Genomic DNA, 25,721 nt, shown 5'->3' with positions numbered 1-25,721 from the left:
TGTTAATGTTGGGATGATTTTGGAAACTGATGTTTCAATTCACGTTCAGTTGCGACATTTTGCATAATCAAACCAACCGCCAAGGCGATGGCTTGAAAATTAAAGTTTTGCAATAACGGAATTCTGAACAGGCCACCAATAATCGCGCCAATTAACAAGATAGAGAAAATCTCGATGCCGAACATTGAATAGAAGCGTTGTGCAAACCGCCACGTTTCTTCGTTTTCAATTGCGCGTCGCGACATGTAGCCGGCGAGTGAGCGCATCTTTGGCATGCGCACACGTTGATAGATCCAGAGCAGCAAAATCACCAGGAAGCCTAATGCCAAGCCAAAGCTATTATTCGCCATGTTGTCACCTCAATTGTTGAAAAATTACACCTGTTGGCAGTGTTTGGCTATATTATAACAATCATTAGGGTCACTAGTCGACAATCAGGTTCAAAAACCGGACATTTCAATATTAATTTTTTGGAATTGTTAAATTAATATGGCTGCGACCAGTTTGCCATGGTCGAAAATTTGATCAGAGCTTGTCAAGACAGTGGCTTGTTAGTTTACGGAGAGGGTAGTTAGGTGAATGATAGTGGCACTTAAAGTGTGCTACAAGATTTTAAGGTATTCGTTGAATCGTTTCAGTTGCAACCAAGGCTGCGATAGCTGCTTTTGAGCTGAGTGGTAAGTCCAAATGAAAATAAGTTTTCAGAAATCAAACTGGCTTCTAAAAACTTATTTTTATTCGGTACTGGTAGTCAGAAGCTGTGTCAACCTGATCGGGCTTACCAAGCCATAGTAGTCGTCATTAGTTAATCTGTAACGTGAATGACAATCTTACCAGTGGTATGACGACTTTCGATAGCTTGATGCCCCTTAATGACGCTGGCTACGGCAAATGGTAACGTCGCAATGGTCAACTTAACTTGGCCGTTGATTGTTAACTTAGCTAGATCGGCGAGGTCTTCCGATGAGCCTTGTGTGAACTGAAAAGCAGCTTTTTTCTGTTGGTCATACTGCTGAGCGTCTGTTGGCTGAGCCGCAATGGTTGCAAGTTGACCATCAGCTTTTAGGACCTTAAGACCAGTATCGATGTCACCAACAGTATCAAAGACGGCATCATAATCGTGTAAGACGGTGGCAGGATTGGTTTCGTGGTAATCAATCACTTCGTCTGCTCCCAGATCAACCAGTAAGTTGCGGTGATTAGCACTAGCGGTGGTAGCGACGTAAGCATCAAAGGCTTTGGCAATCTGAACGGCAAAAAGGCCAACACCGCCAGCACCACCTTGAATCAGAATCTTTTGTCCGGGTTGAAGATTGAGATTATGTTTCATCCCGTAATAAGCCGTCAGTCCGGCGATTGGTAAAGCGGCGGCTTGATCAAATGATAACCCTGATGGGAGATGGGCCAATTCTTTGGTATTAACGGTAATAAACTCACCATAAGTCCCATTGTTAGCCGCGTGGGCTGGTGCGGCTGAGCCAAATACAGCATCTCCAGTTTTAAAGCTAGTTATATCGGAGCCCACTTTAGTAATTACACCAGAGAAGTCCCAGCCTAAGACCAATGGGAAAGACCATAAGTCAGTAAAGGGTGATGACAAAGCCCCCATCCGACCGGCAATATCCATTGGATTGAGACTAAAGGCATGAATGGCGACTTGAACTTCGTCAGCTTGTGGTTCGGGTTTAGGCATGTTGATCATTGTGAATGCTTCCGCACTACCGTATTGGTTAATAGCAATTGTTTTCATAAATCGTAACCTTCTTTAATTTAAGTCTGGCGCTAGTATAAACTATCGTGTCCACACGATAGCAAGCAATCAATCAAAAAGTTGGTTAGTGATCTGGTGAGGCCTTAAAGTAAGCAATCTTATGGGCTAAAAACTGATCAGTTGCTTGTAAGTGAGCGATTTGTTCTTGAACGGTAGTACGATATGAGCGCAACTCTTTAATCCGTTGCTCACGGCTTGGAATGCGGCCGTCACCGCTGAGTAATTTTAGATCCAGACCCAATTGCCGAAAAGTTGCGACGAATTGCAATCGTTCTAAATTTTGATGTGAGTATTGCCGGTAATTATTGTGGTCACGTGGTACCGGACCAATTAACCGTTGTTGTTCATAATAGCGGAGGGCATCTTTAGTCATTTTAGTAATAGCAACGACTTCTTTAGTGCTAAATGCGGTCTGGTCGGCTGGAATAGTGAAAAGTTGCATGTTAACGTCTCCTTACTTTTGATTCTAATGTTCGTGTCGTTATGTACGGCGCATGTTCATTGATTATAAACCATTACTCAAAGTGAGTGAAAATTAAAAACCAGGCACCTCATTAAAACGAGCCCAATTAGGTGTGATACACAAGCAATCGTGCGCACCATTCCTAATATACGATGGGTAGATTTGCACTGACGTTACACCTCAAATATTGGCGTAGAAGTTATTGTAAAGCTTGATTTAAAGGGGATTATTAGCGAACTGATGATCTTTTTCGGCTGATTGGTAGGTAAAAGTCACCAAGCGGCGTATACTAGCTAGGGTATTGTTTTTGCGATGAATAAATTCAACTAAGAAATGTGGTGAGGAGATGCAAAAAGAAGTTCGGTTGCGTTGGCTGTTCTTAGCTAATCTATTGAACAACGCTGGGGCTGCATTTATGTGGCCATTAACAACGGTCTACATGCATAATTATCTCAAGCAAAGCTTAACTTTTTCAGGAGTTATTCTCTTTTTGATGTCGTTGGCAATGATTGCCGGTAACTTTGTCGGTGGGCGTCTGTTTGACCACTGGCGACCATACTATACGGCTTTGCTCGGCGGGGGAATTTCAACGGCGATTTTAACAACGTTGATTTTCTGGCATAGCTTGTGGCCATACGCAATCGGGTTAATCATTGTTGGGTTTGGTGATGGAATCAGTATGACGGTTGTCAATGCTTATGCGGCGACGGTTACGACCAGGTCCAATCGCTATGTCTTCAACATGCTCTACTTAGCTTTAAACGTTGGGGTCGTTATCGGAACGTTGTTGGTAGGGTACTTATTAGAGCTTGGAATTAGCGTAGTCTTTATGGTGGCGACTGTTTGTTATATTGGACTGATGGTCATTACCTTAAGTACATTTAATGTCACACCTGCTGTTCGGACGGGAAAAGTCACGACACAGAAGCGTGACACAACGCCTAAAAATCATCGCCAGTTAATTTGGACGATTTGTTTGATGATTTTCACAATTTATTTGAGTTATGCATTATGGGAGAGCATTCTATCCGTGCATATGACCAACTTAGGGATTCCATTCCGTCGATATAGTGAAGTTTGGACGATCAACGGGCTGCTGATTATTGTGAGCCAGCCAATCGTTGCCTTATTTAACGAACGATTTAAGATTGGAACCCAGATTGGCTTTGGAATTACGCTATTTGCGCTGTCATTCTTGGGGTTGGTATTTGCCCGACAATACGTTGATTTCATCATTATTATGGTCGTATTAACGATTGGTGAAGTGATTGGATTACCGATTGCGCCTGCCTGGGTCGATGATATGGCAGCTGATGATCAGCGGGGAAAATATCAAGGCCGTTACAACATGGCTTTGTCGCTAGGGCGAGCCGTGGGACCGTTGTTTGGCGGGATGATGGTCGCTCAGTTCTCATACTCGGTACTTTTTATTACAGTAACTATTTTTATGTTGGGTAGTTTAGCATTAGTATTATGGCGTGCCCGGCGTGAACATTTATTAAATGGTTAATGAGTGCTCGCACGAGAATCCAAGCTTTCAAGGCCAGTCGCTTTGAAAGCTTTTTTGATGACTTGTTTGCAGGCGCGAAGACGACTGACGATACAATTTTTTAATAATCGGATACAATTAATACATGTTCTACTAGGGACTGTCTGAAAACTAAAAATTCAGGTATAATCTGAGGAAAAACGAATCGAGGCATTCCGATGACAACACCTAAACGATACGAACTGGAAGATGCTCAGTGGGACCGAATCAAAGGATACTTCCCGCCATACCGGACTGGCCGTCCATCAAGCCTAGACAACCGTACCGCCCTCAACGCTATCCTCTGGCTCATGCGCAGCGGGGCTCCTTGGCGTGATCTACCTGAACGCTATGGCTCTTGGAAAACGGTGTATAGTCGCTTCCGAGCCTGGGTAAGTTCAGGCTTGTTCGAACAGGTTTTTCTCGAATTGATTGACGATCCCGACATGGAAAACTTGAGCTTAGATTCAACGATCGTTCGAGCGCATCAAAAGGCCACTGGGGCAAAAAAAATGCCGAATGTATGGTCGAAAATCAAGCTATTGGATTAAGTCGAGGTGGCCGAACGACCAAGATTCACGCACTCGTTGACGGATTAGGGAATCCCTTGGGTTTTCGCCTAACAGGTGGTCAAGTACATGATAGCCAAGTTGCCAGTGAGTTGCTGGAAGGCTTCGATATTTCTCAATCAAATATTATCGCGGATAAAGCCTATGGCACCGCGAAACTTCGCCAGTATATTGAAGATAAAGCAGGCGTCTATACCATTCCGCCAAAGGAAAATACCAAAGACAAGTGGACCTATGATTACCACGTTTATTGTGAGCGCCATTTGATTGAGAACTTCTTCAATCAGTTGAAGAACTTTCGTAGGATTGCAACGCGTTATGATAAGCTCGCTCATGTTTATCTGGCTACGGTCTACATTGCCTCAATTTGCATCTTACTTAAGTAGTTTTAAGACGGACCCTAGTTATTAGTTAGTATTAATTATGATTAAGAATATCCCAATAAGACAAATTTCTATTCATCAGCATGTGGTTGTTCCAGTCCGACCTCTAGTTTGAGGCCTGTGAGGGGCCAGAGGCTTCAGTAGCACCGAGTACGTTTCGAGAAAACGCTTGACTGGTAGATGAACGGTCGCTTAACTTGGTCCAACTGGTCGTTGGATAGTTTAATACGAGAGCCTCAATTAAACGTTAAGTTGCTGATGGCTTTAACTGGTTGGCACATTTTTAATTATGAATAATAGCCGCTTAACTAGCCTGATGTGTAATTAATAAATGATTAATAGTGGGGTGAGTACGTGAACTTGATGGTTTCAAGCTTCATTTTGGTGTTAGCCGCGGTCATTAGTATTTTTATTTCCCGGGTAATTCCACAAATATCAGTGAACTATTTGAGCTTGTTGGATATACTACCCCTTAGGTACACAGATTAAATAATAAAAAATCTGTGTACCTAAGGGGTTTTTGTATGCGTTCAAATAGAAAGTATTCATTTGATGAAAAGATTAACATTCTTAATCTGATTGATAATAACCATACGGTGCAATCAATTGCCAGGGATCTACAAATAAATAAAAACGTTATTCATCAATGGAAAAGATTGTACGATCTCAATGGAAGTGAAGGCTTAAGGCATCAAAGAAAAAATCGCAGCTATTCTCAAGCATTCAAAGAAAGGATTGTACAGGAACATATCAAAGAAAAGCTGTCTTTTCCAAAATTAGCCACCAAGTATGGTTTGAGTAGCGCCGGGATGGTGTCTAATTGGTTTAGAGATTATACTATTGGAAAGAAAACTTATTCCAATAGAAATCCGAGGAACCGAAAGATGAAAGACGGACGCAAGACAACCCAAATTGAACGCATTGAAATAGCTCAATGGACTATCGCCAACGACTATGCTTACCACGAGGCCGCTAGCCATTTTGAGGTCTCGTATCAACAAGTTTATACCTGGGTCAAGAAGCTAAATAACGGCGGTGTGGACGCTTTAGCCGACCGCCGTGGGAAAAGTAAAGCTACGCCACTTACCGAGTTAGATATCGCTAAACTGAAAATAAAAGAATTAGAAGCTAGAACTAAACATTTGGAAATGGAAAAGGACCTGTCAAAAAAATTGAAAGAGATTCAAAGGAGAGTGAAGTAAGTGGTTGGTCATCAATCGACCGGATCTCAAAATATCAGGCAATTCAAGAACTAGCCGGTAAATATCCCATAAGTTGGTTGTGTCAAGAAGTCGGGATCAAGCGGAGGTCATATTATAAATGGTTGAACCGGACATTAACCGCTAATGAACGACTAAATGATGAGCTAGTTAAATTCATGCTTAAATTAGAAATTAGCCATAATTATATATTTGGTGTTGAAACCTTAGTTATGCACATCAACGAAGAGACTGAGTACCATGTGAATGCCAAACGTATCAGAAGATTAATGCAAGTTAACCATATCAAATCATCGATTCGCATTAGTAAACATGATCGTAAAGCGGAATATAAAGAAATGATGTCAGCCAATATCATCAAGCATGATTTTAATCAGGAAGAATCTAATAAGGTTTGGACAACCGACTGTACTGAATTAAAATACGGTAATCAAAGTCTCAACAAACTACGACTTAGTGCCATCAAGGATTTACACGATCACAGTATCGTTGCCTGGGCGATCGATGATACCGAAACGACAACACTGGTGACAGCAACTGTTAATAAAGCAATGAAAAGTAATGACCTGGCCGCCAACGAATTAATTTTACACACTGACCAAGGTTCGGCCTATACATCATTAGAATTCAATCGGGCCCTTAATAGCTATGGCATTTGCCATAGCATGTCAAGACCGGGGACACCTGGAGACAACGCGCCTATGGAGAGTTTCTGGAGTCATTTAAAAGATGAGGACTTAAGTTTTAAAACCGCATTGACCAAAGAAGAATTACTTCAAAACATTACCAAAGCAATTGACTGGTACAACAACGGTCGACGTCAAAAGTCATTAAAAGGCATGACCCCGACAGAATGTCGAAATCATGCCCTCCGATTTAAAGCATCATAATTTATATTATTTAAACTGTGTACTTGACAGGGTGTAGTGCCAAAGGATTGTACAGGAACATATCAAAGAAAAGCTGTCTTTTCCAAAATTAGCCACCAAGTATGGTTTGAGTAGCGCCGGGATGGTGTCTAATTGGTTTAGAGATTATACTATTGGAAAGAAAACTTATTCCAATAGAAATCCGAGGAACCGAAAGATGAAAGACGGACGCAAGACAACCCAAATTGAACGCATTGAAATAGCTCAATGGACTATCGCCAACGACTATGCTTACCACGAGGCCGCTAGCCATTTTGAGGTCTCGTATCAACAAGTTTATACCTGGGTCAAGAAGCTAAATAACGGCGGTGTGGACGCTTTAGCCGACCGCCGTGGGAAAAGTAAAGCTACGCCACTTACCGAGTTAGATATCGCTAAACTGAAAATAAAAGAATTAGAAGCTAGAACTAAACATTTGGAAATGGAAAAGGACCTGTCAAAAAAATTGAAAGAGATTCAAAGGAGAGTGAAGTAAGTGGTTGGTCATCAATCGACCGGATCTCAAAATATCAGGCAATTCAAGAACTAGCCGGTAAATATCCCATAAGTTGGTTGTGTCAAGAAGTCGGGATCAAGCGGAGGTCATATTATAAATGGTTGAACCGGACATTAACCGCTAATGAACGACTAAATGATGAGCTAGTTAAATTCATGCTTAAATTAGAAATTAGCCATAATTATATATTTGGTGTTGAAACCTTAGTTATGCACATCAACGAAGAGACTGAGTACCATGTGAATGCCAAACGTATCAGAAGATTAATGCAAGTTAACCATATCAAATCATCGATTCGCATTAGTAAACATGATCGTAAAGCGGAATATAAAGAAATGATGTCAGCCAATATCATCAAGCATGATTTTAATCAGGAAGAATCTAATAAGGTTTGGACAACCGACTGTACTGAATTAAAATACGGTAATCAAAGTCTCAACAAACTACGACTTAGTGCCATCAAGGATTTACACGATCACAGTATCGTTGCCTGGGCGATCGATGATACCGAAACGACAACACTGGTGACAGCAACTGTTAATAAAGCAATGAAAAGTAATGACCTGGCCGCCAACGAATTAATTTTACACACTGACCAAGGTTCGGCCTATACATCATTAGAATTCAATCGGGCCCTTAATAGCTATGGCATTTGCCATAGCATGTCAAGACCGGGGACACCTGGAGACAACGCGCCTATGGAGAGTTTCTGGAGTCATTTAAAAGATGAGGACTTAAGTTTTAAAACCGCATTGACCAAAGAAGAATTACTTCAAAACATTACCAAAGCAATTGACTGGTACAACAACGGTCGACGTCAAAAGTCATTAAAAGGCATGACCCCGACAGAATGTCGAAATCATGCCCTCCGATTTAAAGCATCATAATTTATATTATTTAAACTGTGTACTTGACAGGGTGTAGTGCCGTTAGTAGGAATTGGACTATTTTTTATTCCAATGCTGAGCAATCATATTGAGAATTTTAATTCTGAGATTTTTATTGGTCTGATTGTTGCTCCACTCTTGTTTTTTGAGGGGCAAGCAACCCGACTAAATGCTGTTGGTAAGGAATTAAAGCATATTATTCAAACGACGGTCGTGTTAGTCATTCTTGCTTTAATTGTGGCGGGATTTGGTTTGGCAGCGCTTGGCCTAGTTGGACTGCCATTAGCATTTATTCTTGCAGCAATTAGCACGCCAACTGACGCTACGGCAATGGAATCAGTGACCAATGGCTTAGAGATGCCACCAACCGAGGGAACCTTCTTGAAGATGGAATCACTGTTTAATGATGCTTCCGGTATTATCTTGTTGAATATGGCAGTGTTGTGGTACACCAATGGTTATATTAATTATGGTCAAACCATTATTGACTTTATTATTTCAGCCGTGGGTGGCGTGCTCTTCGGGTTTGTGAGTGCGTGGATCATGGTGTTGTTTCGGCAAGTGTTATTACGTTCTTCGTATAATTCGCTGAACGCGTCATTGTTAATTTACGTGATTACGCCCTTTATTTTGTATTACGCTGCCGAAGCAATCCACGTGTCAGGCATCATCGCAGTTGTGGTGGCGGGATTGGTGCATAATGCAGAAGCCCAACGGAGCCGACTGATTAATGCCCAGCAAGTTCATTTTGCTTTCGACTTGGTGGGGATGATTACTGAAATCTTTAACAGTATGGTATTTGTTGTTCTTGGTTTTATGTTTATCAAGATTCTTGTGAGTGAGCAATTTGGACATGGTTCATTGAATTTCTTGATGATTGGTTTTGTCTTATATATTAGTAACGTGTTGGTGCGTTACGCCTATGGTCGCTTACGGTTGAGTTTTAAGAATCGACCTGCTTGGATCTTTGCCTTGGGTGGGGTGCACGGTGCCGTAACACTGGCCTTGGCCTACACCTTAACGGATACCACAGTCGGTCAAGCTGATTTTAACTTGGTTTTAATGGCCGCTAGTACGTTGATTATTCTCAGTATGATTGTCCCAACGATTATCTTTCGGTGGCTACTAAAACCGGCGTTGACCGACGATGAAGCTACTGGTGAGATTGATAAGATCCGAGTTGCCATGGTTCATCATGCAATTGATACAGTTCAAAAAATGTATTTACCACCACACGTGAAAGAGTCCGTTATTTTTGATCTGATGACGCAAAAACAACGGACTAGGACCCGCGATTTTGCTCGGGCTTGGGTTGACGTTGTTCGGCGACCGGAATTTACTGGGGCAGAAAAAGAGCTGGAGATGCGCGCGTTTATGAATGCGCTCGAACAAGAACGGCAATATTTGGATATGATTTCGCAACGTGAGGTCAAGTATCAGAAGTACGTGTTTAAACTATACAATGAAACCTTACTGGCGGAATCACTCATCATTGGGCCCACGATCTTTGATAAGGATCAGGAAACGGAATAGGTCCACTGCGTGATGATTAAGGCTAAAGCAAGGCAGTGATTAACAAAACGGAAGCCCCAAGCAGCAATGTCGTGCTGACTGGGGCTTCCGTTTTGAATAATATCTAAAAAGTTTGATTGTCTAAATAGGCCGCTAAGCGATCTTTCATGACATTGTAGACACGTTCAGTATCAACGGAAGTGCCGCGAAGTTCATAATCGGCAATCATATCCGTATCAAGTTGTTCGGCGTAACGCCGAGCAGTTAGACAGTACTGATCGTTAAAGTTACGATTACCAGAGCCAACGACGCCGAGACAGAACCGTGAGTTTTGGTCGTAGTTCAGGTATTCACCTAATACGTTGGTCATTAACTCCTTAACGCCATTATCGATCCCGTTGCCACCGTCAAGATAAGTTGGGACAAAAGCAAAGTAGGGTTCTGTTTCAATGTCAAAATCTGACTGTTCGGTGATTTCTTTCAAGGTAATTAACGGGTTACTATCATCGGCAGCATGCTGGGTCTTAGCATAGTCTTGCATACCAGTGACAAATGAGCGGGTGTTGCCTTCAATGGAAATATAAATGATATTGATTGTTGATTCACTCACAGCAGTTCCTCATTTCTGTTTTACGTTAGTATTAGTTTACGCCGGGCACTAATTAATTGCAAACAACTGCGGTCTGCAATTGTCAGGGATCGCAATGATTGCGGTGGGCTTGAGGCCAACTAAAATTTTAAGAGTGCCCATCTTAAAGCAGTGCGATCAAACCAATACATATTAGGTTGATTGTTATTGGTTGGGAGCAATTAAGTGTCATGCGTGTTACAACTTAAAAACGCTTGGGGCAAAACTAATTGTGCCCAGTTTCTTAAGAAACTGAGCACAATTTTTTTATCAATATTGTCGAAACGTGCGTCCACGCTTTTCTAACTAAACTAATCTAAGTCATTATTTAGTCTTGTACTTGCTTGTCACTATGATCGTCAATTAAACTGTCGGTCTTAGCACTGACTTCAAACCAATTAATATAGGCATTTTCAAAATCAAGGGCTTTGAAGTTGAAGTTACCGATTTGAATTGTATCACCGGCTTGAATTTTCGGAAAATTATCCAAAATATAACCAGTCAAAGTAACGACGTCCGAGTCTTCGAATTCTTGTAAGTCGGTTTTGAAATAACGTTCAAAGTCGTAGATGGTCATCTTACCACTAATACGGTAAGTCCCATTTGCTTGCTTCTCAATGTATTCGTTAGAAACATTGTCGATTTCATCGTTGACTGTCCCGAATAACTCTTCGTAAATATCCTTATCAGTAACGATCCCACTGGTACCACCATATTCATCGACCACAACGACGATTGGTGTTTGCTTATCGATCATCTTTTGAAGGATGGCCTGAATTGGCGTTGTTTCAGGAATTGTAATGATATTGCGTAATAGCTTGTTGACACGAATATCATCGTCAACTTCACCTTGACGGATCAAATCGTAATTATAGACGTAACCAAGGATTTTATCCTTATCATTGTTAGCGACAACCGGCAACCGGCTAAAGCGTTTCTGTAAATAAACACGAATGGCTTGTTTAACCGTATCATTAATGTCGATAACGACTAACTGAGTACGGTCGATCATGATGTCCTTAGCAATCTTGTCATTAAACTCAAACGCTCGTTCCATATAGAGGTAATCGTTACGTTCAAGTTCACCACCAGTCACAGCATTCCGAGATAGGTTGAGAATTTCAGCTTGTGAATAAACATCGTTATCTTCATTGGCAACTGGAATACCTAACATCTTGACAACGCCGGCCGATGACACGTTCAATAACCAGACGAATGGGTAGAACATGACGTGGAACCAACGTAATGGTGTCGTAATGACGGCCATCACTTTGAGTGGCATGTCGATTGCGATGTTTTTAGGTACGATTTCGGTTAGCACCACTTCTAAGTAGGTCAGTAAGAAGACCCCAATAACAATACTAATCCCACGTAATACCGCCGTTGAGACGGATAGGTTGAATAGTGATAAGAAATCAAGCACAAAGTGTTCAGTTGTTTGTTCCCCGATCCAACCTAAAATGATACCAGCTAATGAGACCCCTACTTGGGTTGTTGAAAGGTACTCATTAAGATTACGGACCATGTGCAAGGAGGTTGCAATCCGTTTGGATGGCTTATCCCGTTTTTTTTGTTCTTCTTCGAGGGCGCTTGGGCGGGTCTGAACGAGTGCAAATTCACAGGCCACAAAGAAAGCAGCGACGAAGAACGTAATGACAATAATGACTAAATTTAAAATTATCTGGCCACTGTCCAAAGAAACATTCCTCATTTCATATATAGTAGTTAATTTAAGTATAACGCGAAGTAGCTATTATTATAAGGCTTATCGCCGTTTTTGTCAGCCTCTGTGACGGTTAATTAATTGGTCTATCGAGGTTAATCGGCGAATTAGCAATAATCTAAGCGGAAATCATAAGGCTACGAGAAAGATGGTTAACGTTTCCAATGAATGGTGCTAAACTAAGGGTATACCAAGTAAAGGGAGATCTTTAATGATGCCAGTAGAAACGAAAACTAAGATTCATGAGGATTCGAAGAAATTGGTTTATCAAGATAGTGATGTCAAAAAAGCGATGGATTTAATTCGTGACCGTGGTTACGTGACCCGTGCAGATTTTAATCAGATGGACGATGCGGATTGGGCGGCAGGCTTTGATAAAAAAATTGAAGCCGCTTTCCTTAAAGTGGAAGGTGAAGATCCGTATATTTATTTCGAACAATTTGATTTCAAGGGTGGCGACATCGATTCAATCATCTTTGATATGGATCAAGTTGGTACGCGTGACAATGCCTTAGATTTACTTGCTGAAGCAATTCACCAACAGGCTTACTAATTAATTATTGAATGGATACGGAGGTTATTGACATGCGCCAGCAACTATTAGGTCATCATTTAGATGACTTGCTAAAACCAACTAAGTTATTAAAGCGGGCTCACCGGGAAGCGGAGAACGTTTTAAATGCACACGTCGGTATGAAAACGGACGTGGTTGAACATGATGATGATTACACAGTGACGGCCGAATTACCCGGTTTTGATAAGGAAGCCATTACTGTTAACTATGCTGACGAGTGGCTAACCATTCGAGCGCATCGGTCGCAAGACGATCGTAATGATGATGGTCGCATGCTACATCGCGAACGAATGGATGCGGACTTTACCCGGAAGTTCCTTCTGATGAATGTGAACCGTAACCAGATTCAGGCGCACTATCAAGCTGGACTGCTGACCGTAACGTTACCAAAAACGGTTGCGGACAGTGAAGGTAAGATTGAAGTACAATAAGTAAAAGCACCGCCAACCTAGTGTTGGCGGTGCTTTTTGGACCATGATAACAAGCGTGTTGGCAACACTTAAACCTTAAAGCCAAGTATTATCTTGTTACACCAAGCAAATTTTAGTGTTGGTTGGTGTGACTTAATAACAGTTTATTTTTAATCAGCTGATGCCTCGGTTGGCGTATCTGCATCTTTGTTAGCATCAGAGATACTCATTTGAATAGTGCGGGGGCGGTCCTTAATAATGACGATGGTCCCGTGACCGAGGAAGTCTTTGGGCCCGTCATAGGCCATTTCGTATTCATTAGCGAATGAGCCGGCTTTTTGAAGGGTCATGAAGAAAATTTTGTTATCTTCATAATCATCACTGAACATGATTGCTATCGTACTATCAATCAATAATTTTTCTTTCCGCATTGCTTTAAGTCGGTCCCAAAGCCCAGCAATCACGGCTTGTGGAATCAGCTCCTTGACATCATCACCGACGCGGAGTTTCTTAGTCATTTCATACATACAACATAACCTACTTTTCATTTGTATTTTGCATTAACTCATAAATGATAACATATTCAGAAATTAATGTGATTTACAATGTCATCTAGTTTACAAGACTAGTTAATCTAGGTATAATTAATGTAATCAATTTACCAGAGGAGGCAACATAATGGCAGCTAATGAGACTTACGCCGACTGGCAGGTTCGGATGGGAAAAGTAATCTTGCCTAAATGGACCGAATTACCAAATTTTGATTTATATATGGATCAGGTGCTACTGTTAATCAATGAGACGTTGCAGCCATTAGGTGCCGATCCAGTTACTGCTGCGATGATTAATAATTATGTTAAACACAAAGTAATCTTGTCGCCAGTAAAGAAAAAATATCAAATTATGCAGTTGGCTGATATTATCGTGATTAGTTTGCTGAAACCAAGTTATCCATTGGACAAAATTCGGCAGGGGATTGATCAAGTAACCGCCACGGGTTATCCTAAGCGGGCTTATGATAATTTTATCACGGTACTAACAAACCAGCTCCATCATCCTGATGATCCGATTACAGTTTCCGACCAGGACCTCAGCCATAGTCTAACTACGGCGGCGGCCCAGCTAATTGTTAATAAACTACGGACGGACGAGTTGTTACGGCTCAACCAAGCACAGACCAAACCGCAACAAATTGAAAAGTAAAGACTAACGCGAGTGGCCCATGATGCTAATTATTTGGGCTACTTGTGTTTTTTTGGTTGCTGTAATGGTGGGGCTTTAGTATGATATAAACTGATTGTAAACAATTTAAATTGGGCGTAAAGTAAATTGATTGGGTGGTTGGTTTGTTAATTTGCTTTACATTGGGAAGAGTGATTGATATGAAGGTGTTTATCAGTGACGATCAAGAACAGCAACGTCTCTGGCTAAATGACATCATTACGGCGCAGCTCGAGGCATTGCATTTTAATTATGAGCTAGTCTCGGCGTGGCAGCCAACTGACGTGTTAGCAGCGGTGAAAAAGGGTGGCGGACCAAATCTTTATTTTTTAGATATTGTTTTACAGCGTGAAATTAATGGCATTCAATTGGCCTCAAAAATTCGTGATTATGATCCTGATGGTTTTGTCGTCTATGTGACGGTGCGGGATGATATGATGCCGGATACGTTGAATGCGATGACGACGCCCACTGGGTTTATCTCAAAAACAAATATGTTCAATAAAGAAAAATTTGTGCCACAAGTACAACAGATCCTTCAAGTCGTCAAAAAACGGTTAGTGACGTTACAACAATCGGTCGAACCGACTTTGACCTTACGAAGTGGCGCGTTATTATTAACATTGAAGCTCAAAGATATTATTTACTGTGAGAAGGAACACGGGTTACGGACAACACGAATTGTTACGACAACCCAGTCCTATGTCGTACATAAGAATTTAAACACGATTAAAGAACAACTTACAGCAATGCAATTTTTCAATGAGTTTCAAAGTTATGCCCTGAATCTTGATCATGTCATTACGGTTGACTTTAATAAGGGAATCATTAGCATGGACAACCGGGATCACCTGACCTTCAGTCGGGGGACTATCAAGAAATTACGGGCATATTATCAAATACAGGAATAGGATGAGAGCATGATAACGGAGGGGCAATTAAGAGCAATTCAAACTTACGCTTTGCGGCAACTCGCCCAGGATCACAGTGGCCATGGTAGCGATCATTTACAGCGGGTCAACCGCTTGGCACGACGCCTTGCACAAGCTGAGGGGGCTAACTTGAATTTGACCTTGGCGGCCGCATGGCTACATGATGTGATCGATGATAAGTTAATGGCAGACCCGATTAAGGCCCATCAAGATTTGGCTAATCAGTTGACTAGTCTGCACGTCACACCGGCCGATCAGGCGGCGATTTTTGATATTATTGACCACATGTCATTTAGTAAATCCTTCAACGGAGTGCAAAAATTGAGTCTGGAAGGTCAAATCGTTCAGGATGCAGACCGATTGGATGCAATTGGCGCCATTGGAATTGCACGGGCGCTTTATTATTCAGGACACGTCGGCGAGAAAATCTATGATCCAACGATTGCGCCTCGTGAACAGTTGACGCGCGATCAATATCGCAATCAGCCCGGGACGGCCATCAATCATTTTTATGAAAAACTATTCAAGTTAGCAGATCTAATGAATACGGCGTCTGCCAAGACCTTAGCAGCGCACCGAACGACGGTGATGCACCAATTTGTCGATCAGTTTAAAGCTGAGTGGACGGCGGATGACGAAGCGTGAGCATTGGTGACAACTTCGATTGATACCGTTAAAATTAGGTATTGCCGCCGATATTTTGGCTGATCACTATAGAAAGGGACGTTTCAAGAATTCATCGTCAATTCTTGAAACGTCCCTTTCTATTTGATCCAATCTTAATTTCTGAAATCGAGTTTAACTTGCGGCGCTGACTCAAATAATTTGATGTTAATTAGTTGACGGCGAGGAAGCCAGTGCTAGGCACGATTTGTTAAGAGATGGGTTATCAGCATGACGACAAGTGACACGAGTAGTGAGTAGCCTAAAATGATGGCTACCATTAGTCCCCAAGTAACTAGCGTGTGAATCCAATTAGTAATACCAATTAAAGTTAACAACGTCGTCAGTACAAGCACAATGCCCACGGTACTATATAATCCAATCGCACTATTTTGGTAATCAGCGGGACTCAGATCAAAGCCGCCAATCACAATGGTAACGGTCAATATTAGTAATAATAGCAGTTGCCACCAGCTTGTCGATGTACTCGTTAAAGCTTGCCAGCTAGCCGTCCATTGCGGCTGTCCAGGAGTGTCGGCTAATTTGAAAATTGCTTGAAAAAGGCCAGGAGCTAGGAACCAATCTAGCCCAAGGAGCGCTGCGGTACATCCAAAAATTGGCGCTACACCAATGAACAAATTACCGATGACTTGATACAAGCTGTGTCGATTTCAAGTATGGTTAACGTAGCCCAATGCTAAATCGTCCGCTGTCTCATTCTCTGGATGGAGGTGCGGTCGTTTGAGCAGCCTGACGGATTGAATACCATGCCGAAAAATTAGTGCTAATACTAAATGACTGAGTTCGTGGATGATGATACCTAAAAAGCCACAGTAGACTTGACTGTTGATTCCATAATGGTTGACCAGATTTGCTTTAGTTTGCCGGTTGACGCTCGTTAGTAACCAAGCAAAGAGTCCTGGTAGGCCGATGATAATCAGCAGGACAATACTGTTATTCTTGATCAAGTTTTCCACAAGATTACTCCGTTATTGGGCCAAAAGTGCCGTGAACAAGTTTGCGTAAATCATCAGCGTCAATTTCAATCGAACGACCGATTTTACCGGAAGATACCAGAATTTTGCCTTGTTGCTTAGCCGTTTCGTCAAGATAGATTGGGAATTTCTTAGTCTCCCAAATGCCGACGGGGGTATTCGCACCATGTTGATAACCAGTCGTCCGCTCCAAGTCTTTTAATGGAATCATGCCGACCTTTTTATTGCCCGATAGCTTGGCTAATTTTTTGTAGCTCAGGTGTTCATCTAACGGCAGGACACCAACGATGGGGCCGGTCTTGTTACCAATTAACGCTAAGGTTTTGTAGATATGATGCTCGTCAACACCGAGGTGATCGACCTGCAACTGTTGGACATCACCTTCCGTTTCGGTTGGAAACTCGTATTGTTGGTAGCTAATGTTGGCCTTATCCAGAATCTTTTCGACAAGTGTTTTACCTAATTGATCTTTTTTCTTCTTTTTAGACATTTTAGTTAACCTCACATTTATTAAAAATACGGTCCAATTTTATAAATGGACCGGAACAATTCACCCAAACGCTAATAATTCTGCTATACTGAAGGTACGAAATAACCTCAAAGGAGGGATTACAATGGCTGACTTAGTGTATCAACAAGTCATCACCGATCTTAATAAGCGCATCATGGCGAATGAATTTGTTGATAAGAAGCTTCCAGATGAACGGAGTCTTAGCGAACAGTATCAGGTGAGCCGCAGTTCAATTAAGCGGGCACTCAATGTACTGGCCAGTAAAGGCTTGATTTTCAAGAAGCGGGGTTCGGGAACGTTCATTAATCCATTATATCTTAAAAATCAATCTTCATTTAAGTACGAGGGCACAAATTTAGGAATTACGGATAGTTTAAATACTGAGGGTGCTCAACCCAGTATTCAATTATTAGACTTTCGCGTCATTCCTGCAAGTCAAGAGTTGCAACAAGACTTATTTTTAACGGCTGACGAGTTTGTTTATGAAATCAAACGACTGCGATTACTTGATGATCAGCCCTTCATGATTGAGAGTGGCTACATTCCAATCAAGCTTGTGCCGCAGTTGAATCGGCAAGTGGTCAGTGGTTCAATCTTTAATTATGTACAGGAAACATTGCATGCGGCCGTGACTAAGTCGTTTCTATCAATTGCGGCGGATGCATCGAATACGAATGATCAGGAACTGTTGCACTTGCAACCTAATGAGCCAGTGGGACTAATGAGTGGAATCTTCTTCTTAGATGATGGGACCCCCTTCGAAGTTTCTAATATGCGGCTTCATTATCAGTATATGAAGTATACGACGTTTGTTTCGACGAATAGTTAGGAGCTGGAATAGCAATGGCATTGATTCGGATTAATTTTATGGCGGCCAGTTTACACCGGACGGTTCCACTGATTGTATGTCTGCCAACGGATAAATTAGTTCCAGATGAGCAGGGCAGACCGCAACCCGTCCAGGGGCCGTTTGCAACTTTGTATTTGTTACATGGCATTTTAGGTAGTGAGATTGATTGGATCAGTGGAACGCGGATTCAGCGATGGGCGGATGAACGTAATCTAGCGGTCGTAATGCCGGCTGGTGAAAATAGCTTTTACACCGATCATCCTTGGACAGGAGAAGCGTATAGTCAGTTTGTTGGCCAAGAATTAGTTGATTTCACCCGGCGAACATTTCCATTATCGCATCATCGTCGGCACACTTTCATTGGTGGTTTGTCGATGGGTGGTTACGGTGCGCTGTATAACGGGTTAAAATTTCACGACACTTTTGGCGCAATCGTGAGTTTGTCAGCCGGGCTGAATGTGCGGCCGGGTATGGAAATATTGCCGCAAGCACCCCAGTGGTTTGCCGAAACGGCGGCGTATCAGCACGGAGTATTCGGCCCGGACTTAGCGGCTGCGGGACGTTCAGCGTTGAATCCACAAGTACTGGTTACACAATTGTTGACGGCCCACGTCGAGTTACCTGCAATTTTCATGGCTATTGGTGATCGTGATGGCTTGAAGCCAGTGAACGATGAATTTGACCAATTCTTGACGACACAACGGGTGCCACATGAGTATCTAATTGGTTCTGGGGCCCATGAATGGGATTTTTGGGATCGTTATCTATTAAAAGCGCTGAACTGGTTGCCGTTAACGAATCAAGGTGCTGGAGTCAATTCTGGGCATATCAAAGCAAACTAATATCAGTACAACTCACAAAAAAATATTTTAATAAAAAAACGAGGTGTCCCAAGGGATCAGCCTCGTTTTTTTATTTCGTTTTACAAAATTGGACCGTCCCAATTAACAAAAAGGTTGATTTTTTAAAATGAGTTGTTAAAATAGAACTTGTAAACGAAAACATTTAGACTGTTAACGTTCAAGTGAAAAGCAAATTAAGGAGTGTTTTGAAATGACAACAGATTACTCATCACCAGCATATTTGCAAAAAGTTGATAAGTACTGGCGGGCAGCCAACTACTTATCAGTTGGGCAACTTTATTTAAAAGATAATCCATTATTACAACAGCCATTGAAGGCCAGTGACGTTAAGGTTCATCCAATTGGTCACTGGGGGACGATTGCCGGTCAAAACTTTATCTACGCGCACCTTAACCGGGTTATTAACAAGTACGGTTTGAAGATGTTCTACGTTGAAGGTCCAGGTCATGGTGGTCAAGTGATGGTTTCAAACTCTTATCTTGACGGTACTTACACCGATATTTATCCAGAAATTACGCAGGATGTTGAAGGAATGCAGAAACTCTTCAAGCAATTCTCATTCCCAGGTGGGGTTGCTTCCCATGCGGCACCTGAAACACCTGGTTCAATCCACGAAGGTGGCGAACTAGGTTACTCAATTTCACACGGGGTTGGGGCAATTCTTGACAATCCTGACGAAATTGCAGCGGTCGTTGTTGGTGATGGGGAATCCGAAACGGGTCCATTAGCAACTTCATGGCAATCAACGAAGTTCATTAACCCAATCAATGACGGGGCAGTGTTACCAATCTTGAACTTAAATGGTTTTAAGATTTCTAACCCAACGATTTTTGGTCGGACTTCTGATGCTAAGATTAAGGAATACTTCGAAAGCATGAACTGGGAACCAATCTTCGTTGAAGGTGACGATCCTGAAAAGGTTCACCCAGTCTTAGCTAAAGCCATGGATGAAGCCGTTGAAAAGATCAAGGCAATCCAGAAGCATGCTCGTGAAAATGACGATGCGACGTTGCCAGTATGGCCAATGATCGTTTTCCGTGCACCTAAGGGCTGGACTGGTCCTAAGTCATGGGACGGCGATAAGATTGAAGGTTCATTCCGGGCCCATCAAATTCCGATTCCTGTTGATCAAAATGACATGGAACATGCGGACGCTTTAGTTGATTGGCTTGAATCATATCAACCAAAGGAACTCTTCAATGAAGATGGTTCTTTGAAGGATGATATTAAAGAAATTATTCCTACTGGGGACAGTCGGATGGCAGCTAACCCAATCACCAATGGTGGGGTTGATCCGAAAGCCTTGAACTTACCAAACTTCCGGGATTATGCGGTCGATACGTCCAAGGAAGGCGCGAATGTTAAGCAAGATATGCTTGTTTGGTCAGACTATTTGCGGGATGTCATCAAGAAGAATCCTGATAACTTCCGGTTGTTCGGACCTGATGAAACCATGTCTAACCGCTTATATGGTGTCTTCGAAACCACTAATCGTCAATGGATGGAAGACATTCATCCAGATAGTGACCAATATGAAGCTCCAGCTGGCCGGGTCTTAGATGCTCAGTTATCTGAACACCAAGCTGAAGGTTGGTTAGAAGGTTACGTCTTAACTGGACGTCATGGGTTATTTGCCAGTTATGAAGCCTTCCTACGCGTTGTGGACTCAATGTTGACGCAACACTTCAAGTGGTTACGTAAAGCCAATGAACTTGATTGGCGTAAAAAGTACCCATCACTTAACATTATCGCGGCTTCAACTGTATTCCAACAAGACCATAATGGTTACACCCACCAAGATCCAGGTGCGTTGACTCATTTGGCCGAAAAGAAACCAGAATACATTCGCGAATATTTACCAGCCGATGCCAACACGTTATTAGCTGTCGGTGACGTCATTTTCCGGAGCCAAGAAAAGATCAACTACGTGGTTACGTCAAAACACCCACGTCAACAATGGTTCAGCATTGAAGAAGCTAAACAATTAGTTGACAATGGTCTTGGTATCATTGACTGGGCAAGCACGGATCAAGGTAGCGAACCAGACATCGTCTTTGCAGCTGCTGGGACGGAACCAACGCTTGAAACGTTGGCTGCCATCCAATTACTACACGACAGTTTCCCAGAGATGAAGATTCGTTTCGTGAACGTGGTCGACATCTTGAAGTTGCGTAGTCCTGAAAAGGATCCACGGGGCTTGTCAGATGCTGAATTTGACCATTACTTTACTAAGGACAAACCAGTGGTCTTTGCTTTCCACGGTTACGAAGATTTAGTTCGTGACATCTTCTTCGATCGTCACAACCATAACTTATACGTCCACGGTTACCGTGAAAATGGTGATATTACCACACCATTCGACGTACGGGTCATGAACCAAATGGATCGTTTCGACTTAGCTAAGACGGCGATTGCGGCGCAACCAGCAATGGAAAACACCGGTGCGGCCTTTGTTCAATCCATGGATAACATGCTTGCTAAACACAATGCATACATTCGGGATGCCGGAACCGATTTGCCAGAAGTTAATGATTGGCAATGGAAGGGTTTAAAATAAGCAGTTAAAATCTTAATTTGAAAATAGCGTTGCTACTGGCCTGTGCCTCCAGTAGCAACGCTATTTTTGTGTACACCAAGCTATTCAAATAGTCAATAAATAACCATTGAATTTAGGATAACCATTTTTTGAATGCGCCTTAATTTAAACGGAAAAGTAGTTTGAGACGTTCTGATACTAGCCATGGCAAGTTAAGAATAATTATGTGTGGTAATCACAAGTCACCCTAAGAATAGTTAATATACGTATACTAAGCATATTTTAATCGCTTTTTAATTATTCCTGTTATAATAACGCTATCCCGAATTGGCATTAGTGATGGTAATAGCGGTTAGTCAGAGATGAATGGGCTGATAAATGGGCACATATCATCAATTCCGGTTCCATGAACCGAACTTACGTGGAAAGGAGCGACTGGTCGGATCATAACCAGTCAACGATGCGAATGAAAATTTTACTAGCAGTTGAGAATTTAGTAATGGATGGCGTCAAGCGCGCAACGACCGTACTGGGCAATGCGTTGACGTCACAAGCAGACGTTGCCTTCTATTCGCTGGCCCAACCCCGAGCTTTTTATGAATTGAACGCGCCGTTAATTACTGCGCGGCGGCCGGCTAGTAATGCTGTGTTAAATTATTTTGGTGCGGCACCGTTAACTGTATATGCGTCCCAATTAGCAGACTTATTAGCTACTTTAGAGACGGGGGCGTATGATGCAATCATCTTACCAGGAGGGTTGCTAACGAGCTTTGCACCAGCAATTAAACGGCAATTGCCACGGATTAATGTGATTGCCTGGATGCATAATAATATTGATGTGTATTTGAATCAATATTATGTTCAGATGCAAGATGAACTCGTCGCCGGACTGCTGGCAGCCGATACGGTAGTGACATTAACGGACTATGATTGGGAAGGGTATTCGCGGTTTAACTCGCATACGGTTAAGATTTATAATCCACCGACAATGCAGGCGCGGGGGCAACGTGCGGATCTGGCGCAACATGTCATTGCCTATACGGGGCGCATTGATATGCAACATAAGGGCTTAGACTACTTATTAACTGTTGCGCGAGCGCTACCGGACGACTGGCAAATAGCAGTGGCGGGTTCTGGTCCGCAAGCTCAGATGACGACGTTTTACCGCTTGATGGATGAACTCGGTGTTCGTGGTCGGATTATTTATCGGGGGGCATTGAAGGATACAGAGTTAAGACAACATTATCAACGCGCCAGTGTCTTCATGATGACGTCGCGTTGGGAAGGTATGCCACTAGTCATGGGCGAGGCGATGACCATGGGGTTACCGATTATTTCGATGTGGAATACAGGTTCAGCTGAGTATTTACAGGCGGGGCGGCATGGTGTTCTGACACCAGCACGAGATGTTAATCAGTTGATAAATGGTTTGCTACCGCTATTAGCCGATCAGCAACAGCGAGAGATTTATGCGATGCGGGCGCGACAACGCAGTCGTGACTTTACGCTAAGTAAAATTGTCCGGCAGTGGTTGGCATTATTGACTCGTCAGTACGTGCCCCAAACAGTCGTTGAATCGAATTGGTACGCAGATTGGAGTAATGAGGGACAGTAATTGGTTAGATGTCGGATCAGTTAATCGCTCAACACCTAGTATTCGAATAGGGGTGTTGAGCGATTTTTATGCTAACATCAATGGTTTTATAGAAGATTAATCGTCTATGAGCCTCAATTAGTGAAGTATGATGGTTACTGATTTATTAAATATAAGTTATAGTTGTAATAAATTAATTTGCAAACACTCAGTTGCTTTGATACACTCAATCAAAAGGTCCGGCATGACCTGACCATATTGGAGGAGCTATCAATGAAGACAACGTGGCTGGCTAGTTTACTAGTCACAATCTTTTGGGGCGCCGTACTGGGTCTCGTAGTAACATATTTAGGTGGTGCCATGGTCGAAGCTTTGACCGCGACCCCAATTGTTCGTGAGCCGCTCAAGGGCATGGCAGTGGGCGTTGTTTTGGCGGTGATGAGTGGGCTGTTGATATTGGTAAATGAAAAATAGTCAAAAAAGATGGTCTGCTTGATCTAAAAAGCGGATCATCTTTTTGGCATACTTAATACCCATCAATTGTAGCTGGCGATTGAAACACCGCTGGCAGTGGGGCCGGTACCGTCACCCGTGTGGTGCTAAACGGAAGTTGCAAATCCAATAATTGGGCATGGAGCATCAGCCGGGGCGCCGACTCCGCTTGCGAGTCGTAAAGTGGATCACCGATAATCGGGTGGTCACTGGCGGCCAAGTGGACCCGTAGCTGATGGGTGCGGCCAGTATGCAAGGTCAGTTTAACTAAACTCTGATGGGCGGTGGTTGCACATACTTGGTAGTCGGTGAGTGCTGGTTGTGCATCGGCCGTGTTGACCCAGCGTTTGCGTTTGTCGGTAGCATCGTGACCGATTGGTGCAGTGAAATGCCCGGTTGGCGCGGCAAAGTGACCACGTACCCAAGCATAATAAGTCCGGCGAATTTGCTTATCGCTGATTAAACGGTCCAGGATCGGGACGACAACCGGGTTCAATGCGACTAGCATCGCACCAGAGGTCATTTGATCTAATCGGTGAACCATGTACGGGGCTTGTTGAGTTGGCTGGAGTGTGGCTGCTAGGTCGTTTAAAATTGATCCAGTTTCACCCGGTTGATTAGGATGCGATTTCACGCCAGCGGGTTTATCGACGACTAACAGATCGCTGCTTTGATATAAAATCGTGGCTGGGGCCGTGGCAATCGCAATATAGTTCGAGGTCGGGGTCCGAAAGTCACTGGGGATAAACGTTAACGTCAGGCAATCACCAGTAGTAACGACTTGTGCAATCGACGTTGGTGCACCGTTCAGTTGGATTCGACGCGTTTGGCGTAACTGGCCCTGAATACGCTTGGGAATCAGCCAAGTCTGAAGACAAGTCCGAATCGACTGTTGATTCAAACTAGGCGGGATGGTAAGTTGATAAGTCCAGGTCATGAATGAAGCTCCTTTATAACGGGGAAGACGAGGCAACGCACGGAAGCCACTAAAAAAGTCTGGAACGTATCCAGACTTTTTTATTAGTCTTCTTTTTTGGCTGCCGGTTTAACAATTAGGACATCACAAATTGCATTGCGACTGACATAAGTTGTGACGGAACCAACCATTAAACGCTCAACGGCGGATAAGCCAGTTGAACCAATCATAATTAATTCGTTGTGATGGTCAGCGGGAAATTCACGAGCAATGACTGTTTTAGGATTACCAAAACGAACGTGAACATCGACATCGGTGACGCCAGCGTCAAGGACTTGTTGCTTGAGTTCACCTAAACGTTTTTGAACATCTTCTGATAACTTGTAGATCACGTCACCACTGACCGCGCCGCCATACGTGTCACTGAATTGGTTAACTTCCAACACGTTTAAAATGTCGAGATGTGTCTTGTTACGCTTAGCGACTTCGATGCCCCGACGAAGAACTTCATCGGTGGCCTTGGAGCCATCAACTGGTACCAAGATATTTTGATATTGTTGTAACATAATGGTTACCCCCGTTTGATATGGCTAGTTAATATCTATATTTTAGCATTAATTTTCAATGATGTAAGTATTTTAAACCGATTGATGCAGGAACTAATTTAAGTTGGTAAGGATAATTATTTTAATAGTAGATAAAAAGCACAAATTTTTTTGCTAACATGTACATTTAAAAAAATAATGGTCATCACTGAGGTCAAGCTGTTCGTCAGTCATTTTTGATTAGTTTTCAGTATTTGAAAACAGACGTATTCAAGGCGAGGCTAATAACTACAGGGGTTTGAGACAATTGCTAACTTTAGTCATAATAACCACCTGGTAATTGGTTAATAATTCAAAATGATAACGGTGTCAATCAATCGATATGAATAAAATAATTGGAAGCAATCAAGATTGAATGTGGGCCAGTGACATGCTAATATTATTCTGTAATAGCAGGTTTCACAAGGGAAATCAATCGGTTGTGTTAACAGCTAACTCACGGAAAGTTTG

Annotated in this window: 28 protein-coding genes; 17 read left to right on the top strand and 11 right to left on the bottom strand. The window is 42.6% G+C overall.

From position 1 onward, the window contains the following. Positions 1 to 2 precede the first annotated feature (2 nt). The 3 genes from LP667_RS11575 to LP667_RS11565 form a co-directional block, all read right to left on the bottom strand. Positions 3 to 350, bottom strand: coding sequence for an SdpI family protein (locus LP667_RS11575; protein WP_021730584.1), 348 nt, complete (start codon positions 348 to 350; stop codon positions 3 to 5). 455 nt (positions 351 to 805) lie between these two features. After that, positions 806 to 1,750, bottom strand: coding sequence for an NADP-dependent oxidoreductase (locus LP667_RS11570; RefSeq protein ID WP_021730582.1), 945 nt, complete (start codon positions 1,748 to 1,750; stop codon positions 806 to 808). An 85-nt stretch (positions 1,751 to 1,835) separates the two neighbouring features. After that, positions 1,836 to 2,213: a MerR family transcriptional regulator gene (locus LP667_RS11565; RefSeq protein ID WP_021730581.1), complete on the bottom strand. Its 378-nt coding sequence runs from the start codon at positions 2,211 to 2,213 to the stop codon at positions 1,836 to 1,838. Between the two features lie 367 nt (positions 2,214 to 2,580). Here LP667_RS11565 and LP667_RS11560 point away from each other — a divergent pair, with 367 nt between their 5' ends. The 7 genes from LP667_RS11560 (at position 2,581) to LP667_RS11530 (ending at position 9,779) form a co-directional block, all read left to right on the top strand. Then, entirely contained in the window at positions 2,581 to 3,744 is a 1,164-nt protein-coding gene (locus LP667_RS11560; protein WP_021730580.1) for an MDR family MFS transporter, read from the top strand. A 197-nt stretch (positions 3,745 to 3,941) separates the two neighbouring features. Next, positions 3,942 to 4,717 (top strand): IS5-like element ISLpl3 family transposase gene (locus LP667_RS11555; RefSeq protein ID WP_121018932.1). Its coding sequence is split into 2 segments (ribosomal slippage): positions 3,942 to 4,266 and positions 4,266 to 4,717, totalling 777 coding nucleotides; the frame shifts between segments, so codons are not numbered across the junction. Between the two features lie 521 nt (positions 4,718 to 5,238). Then, positions 5,239 to 5,916 (top strand): helix-turn-helix domain-containing protein, encoded by a 678-nt coding sequence (locus tag LP667_RS11550; RefSeq protein WP_021730107.1) that lies wholly within the window; start codon positions 5,239 to 5,241, stop codon positions 5,914 to 5,916. Then, positions 5,886 to 6,824 (top strand): IS3 family transposase, encoded by a 939-nt coding sequence (locus tag LP667_RS11545; protein ID WP_392389831.1) that lies wholly within the window; start codon positions 5,886 to 5,888, stop codon positions 6,822 to 6,824. The genes LP667_RS11550 and LP667_RS11545 overlap by 31 nt, the downstream gene beginning before the upstream one ends. 196 nt (positions 6,825 to 7,020) lie before the next feature. Next, positions 7,021 to 7,338: a helix-turn-helix domain-containing protein gene (locus LP667_RS11540; RefSeq protein WP_162257788.1), complete on the top strand. Its 318-nt coding sequence runs from the start codon at positions 7,021 to 7,023 to the stop codon at positions 7,336 to 7,338. Then, the gene (locus tag LP667_RS11535) at positions 7,308 to 8,246 is read left to right on the top strand and encodes an IS3 family transposase (RefSeq protein WP_392389831.1); all 939 of its coding nucleotides are present in this window, start codon (positions 7,308 to 7,310) and stop codon (positions 8,244 to 8,246) included. Before LP667_RS11540 ends, LP667_RS11535 begins: the two co-directional genes overlap by 31 nt. A gap of 36 nt (positions 8,247 to 8,282) precedes the next feature. Continuing rightward, entirely contained in the window at positions 8,283 to 9,779 is a 1,497-nt protein-coding gene (locus LP667_RS11530) for a cation:proton antiporter (protein ID WP_056988548.1), read from the top strand. A 103-nt stretch (positions 9,780 to 9,882) separates the two neighbouring features. Here the strand turns inward: LP667_RS11530 and nrdI are convergent, their stop codons facing one another. After that, positions 9,883 to 10,368, bottom strand: a complete 486-nt coding sequence (gene nrdI, locus LP667_RS11525; RefSeq protein ID WP_021732782.1) for a class Ib ribonucleoside-diphosphate reductase assembly flavoprotein NrdI — start codon at positions 10,366 to 10,368, stop codon at positions 9,883 to 9,885. 346 nt (positions 10,369 to 10,714) lie between these two features. Continuing rightward, entirely contained in the window at positions 10,715 to 12,082 is a 1,368-nt protein-coding gene (locus tag LP667_RS11520) for a hemolysin family protein (protein ID WP_021732781.1), read from the bottom strand. A 238-nt stretch (positions 12,083 to 12,320) separates the two neighbouring features. Here LP667_RS11520 and LP667_RS11515 point away from each other — a divergent pair, with 238 nt between their 5' ends. Both LP667_RS11515 and LP667_RS11510 read left to right on the top strand, forming a co-directional pair. Next, on the top strand, positions 12,321 to 12,662 hold the full coding sequence (locus LP667_RS11515; protein ID WP_021732780.1) for a hypothetical protein: 342 nt from the start codon (positions 12,321 to 12,323) through the stop codon (positions 12,660 to 12,662). A gap of 32 nt (positions 12,663 to 12,694) precedes the next feature. Beyond that, positions 12,695 to 13,114 (top strand): Hsp20/alpha crystallin family protein, encoded by a 420-nt coding sequence (locus tag LP667_RS11510; RefSeq protein ID WP_056988549.1) that lies wholly within the window; start codon positions 12,695 to 12,697, stop codon positions 13,112 to 13,114. 149 nt (positions 13,115 to 13,263) lie between these two features. Here the strand turns inward: LP667_RS11510 and LP667_RS11505 are convergent, their stop codons facing one another. Beyond that, positions 13,264 to 13,620 (bottom strand): hypothetical protein, encoded by a 357-nt coding sequence (locus LP667_RS11505; RefSeq protein WP_021732778.1) that lies wholly within the window; start codon positions 13,618 to 13,620, stop codon positions 13,264 to 13,266. Positions 13,621 to 13,771: 151 nt separating this feature from the next. On the opposite strand from LP667_RS11505, the gene LP667_RS11500 reads away from it, so the two are divergent. From LP667_RS11500 to LP667_RS11490, 3 genes are all read left to right on the top strand, one after another. Next, on the top strand, positions 13,772 to 14,296 hold the full coding sequence (locus LP667_RS11500) for a DUF1836 domain-containing protein (protein WP_021732777.1): 525 nt from the start codon (positions 13,772 to 13,774) through the stop codon (positions 14,294 to 14,296). A gap of 179 nt (positions 14,297 to 14,475) precedes the next feature. Next, positions 14,476 to 15,225 (top strand): LytR/AlgR family response regulator transcription factor, encoded by a 750-nt coding sequence (locus LP667_RS11495; RefSeq protein WP_021732776.1) that lies wholly within the window; start codon positions 14,476 to 14,478, stop codon positions 15,223 to 15,225. 9 nt (positions 15,226 to 15,234) lie between these two features. Then, positions 15,235 to 15,891 (top strand): HD domain-containing protein, encoded by a 657-nt coding sequence (locus LP667_RS11490; protein ID WP_021732775.1) that lies wholly within the window; start codon positions 15,235 to 15,237, stop codon positions 15,889 to 15,891. 215 nt (positions 15,892 to 16,106) lie between these two features. Here the strand turns inward: LP667_RS11490 and LP667_RS17075 are convergent, their stop codons facing one another. From LP667_RS17075 to ybaK, 3 genes are read right to left on the bottom strand one after another with little or no spacing between them, the layout of a single operon-like run. Next, entirely contained in the window at positions 16,107 to 16,568 is a 462-nt protein-coding gene (locus LP667_RS17075; protein WP_225366491.1) for a hypothetical protein, read from the bottom strand. 12 nt (positions 16,569 to 16,580) lie between these two features. After that, positions 16,581 to 16,886: a hypothetical protein gene (locus tag LP667_RS17070; protein ID WP_225366492.1), complete on the bottom strand. Its 306-nt coding sequence runs from the start codon at positions 16,884 to 16,886 to the stop codon at positions 16,581 to 16,583. Positions 16,887 to 16,890: 4 nt separating this feature from the next. After that, entirely contained in the window at positions 16,891 to 17,394 is a 504-nt protein-coding gene (gene ybaK / locus LP667_RS11480) for a Cys-tRNA(Pro) deacylase (protein ID WP_003645900.1), read from the bottom strand. A gap of 124 nt (positions 17,395 to 17,518) precedes the next feature. Here ybaK and LP667_RS11475 point away from each other — a divergent pair, with 124 nt between their 5' ends. The 5 genes from LP667_RS11475 to LP667_RS11455 all read left to right on the top strand — a co-directional run bounded on the left by LP667_RS11475 (position 17,519) and on the right by LP667_RS11455 (position 23,732). Beyond that, positions 17,519 to 18,244, top strand: a complete 726-nt coding sequence (locus tag LP667_RS11475) for a GntR family transcriptional regulator (RefSeq protein WP_021732773.1) — start codon at positions 17,519 to 17,521, stop codon at positions 18,242 to 18,244. 14 nt (positions 18,245 to 18,258) lie between these two features. Beyond that, a complete protein-coding gene (locus LP667_RS11470; protein ID WP_021732772.1) occupies positions 18,259 to 19,107 on the top strand; it encodes an alpha/beta hydrolase in 849 nt (282 codons plus the stop codon). 211 nt (positions 19,108 to 19,318) lie between these two features. Continuing rightward, positions 19,319 to 21,685, top strand: a complete 2,367-nt coding sequence (locus tag LP667_RS11465) for a phosphoketolase family protein (protein WP_021732771.1) — start codon at positions 19,319 to 19,321, stop codon at positions 21,683 to 21,685. Between the two features lie 445 nt (positions 21,686 to 22,130). After that, positions 22,131 to 23,279 (top strand): glycosyltransferase, encoded by a 1,149-nt coding sequence (locus LP667_RS11460; protein WP_021732770.1) that lies wholly within the window; start codon positions 22,131 to 22,133, stop codon positions 23,277 to 23,279. Between the two features lie 252 nt (positions 23,280 to 23,531). Next, on the top strand, positions 23,532 to 23,732 hold the full coding sequence (locus LP667_RS11455; protein ID WP_021732769.1) for a DUF2929 family protein: 201 nt from the start codon (positions 23,532 to 23,534) through the stop codon (positions 23,730 to 23,732). Positions 23,733 to 23,784: 52 nt separating this feature from the next. On the opposite strand, the gene LP667_RS11450 is transcribed toward LP667_RS11455, so the two are convergent. Together LP667_RS11450 and LP667_RS11445 are read right to left on the bottom strand one after the other, a co-directional pair. Further along, positions 23,785 to 24,687 (bottom strand): RluA family pseudouridine synthase, encoded by a 903-nt coding sequence (locus LP667_RS11450; protein WP_021732768.1) that lies wholly within the window; start codon positions 24,685 to 24,687, stop codon positions 23,785 to 23,787. An 83-nt stretch (positions 24,688 to 24,770) separates the two neighbouring features. Beyond that, the gene (locus LP667_RS11445; protein ID WP_021732767.1) at positions 24,771 to 25,232 is read right to left on the bottom strand and encodes a universal stress protein; all 462 of its coding nucleotides are present in this window, start codon (positions 25,230 to 25,232) and stop codon (positions 24,771 to 24,773) included. Between the last annotated feature and the right edge of the window lie 489 nt (positions 25,233 to 25,721).

It is taken from the genome of Lactiplantibacillus paraplantarum (assembly GCF_003641145.1).
GTDB classification, from domain to species: domain Bacteria; phylum Bacillota; class Bacilli; order Lactobacillales; family Lactobacillaceae; genus Lactiplantibacillus; species Lactiplantibacillus paraplantarum.
The sequence above is the reverse complement of the archived record's forward strand: the minus strand, read 5'-3'. Positions and strand labels throughout refer to the sequence as shown.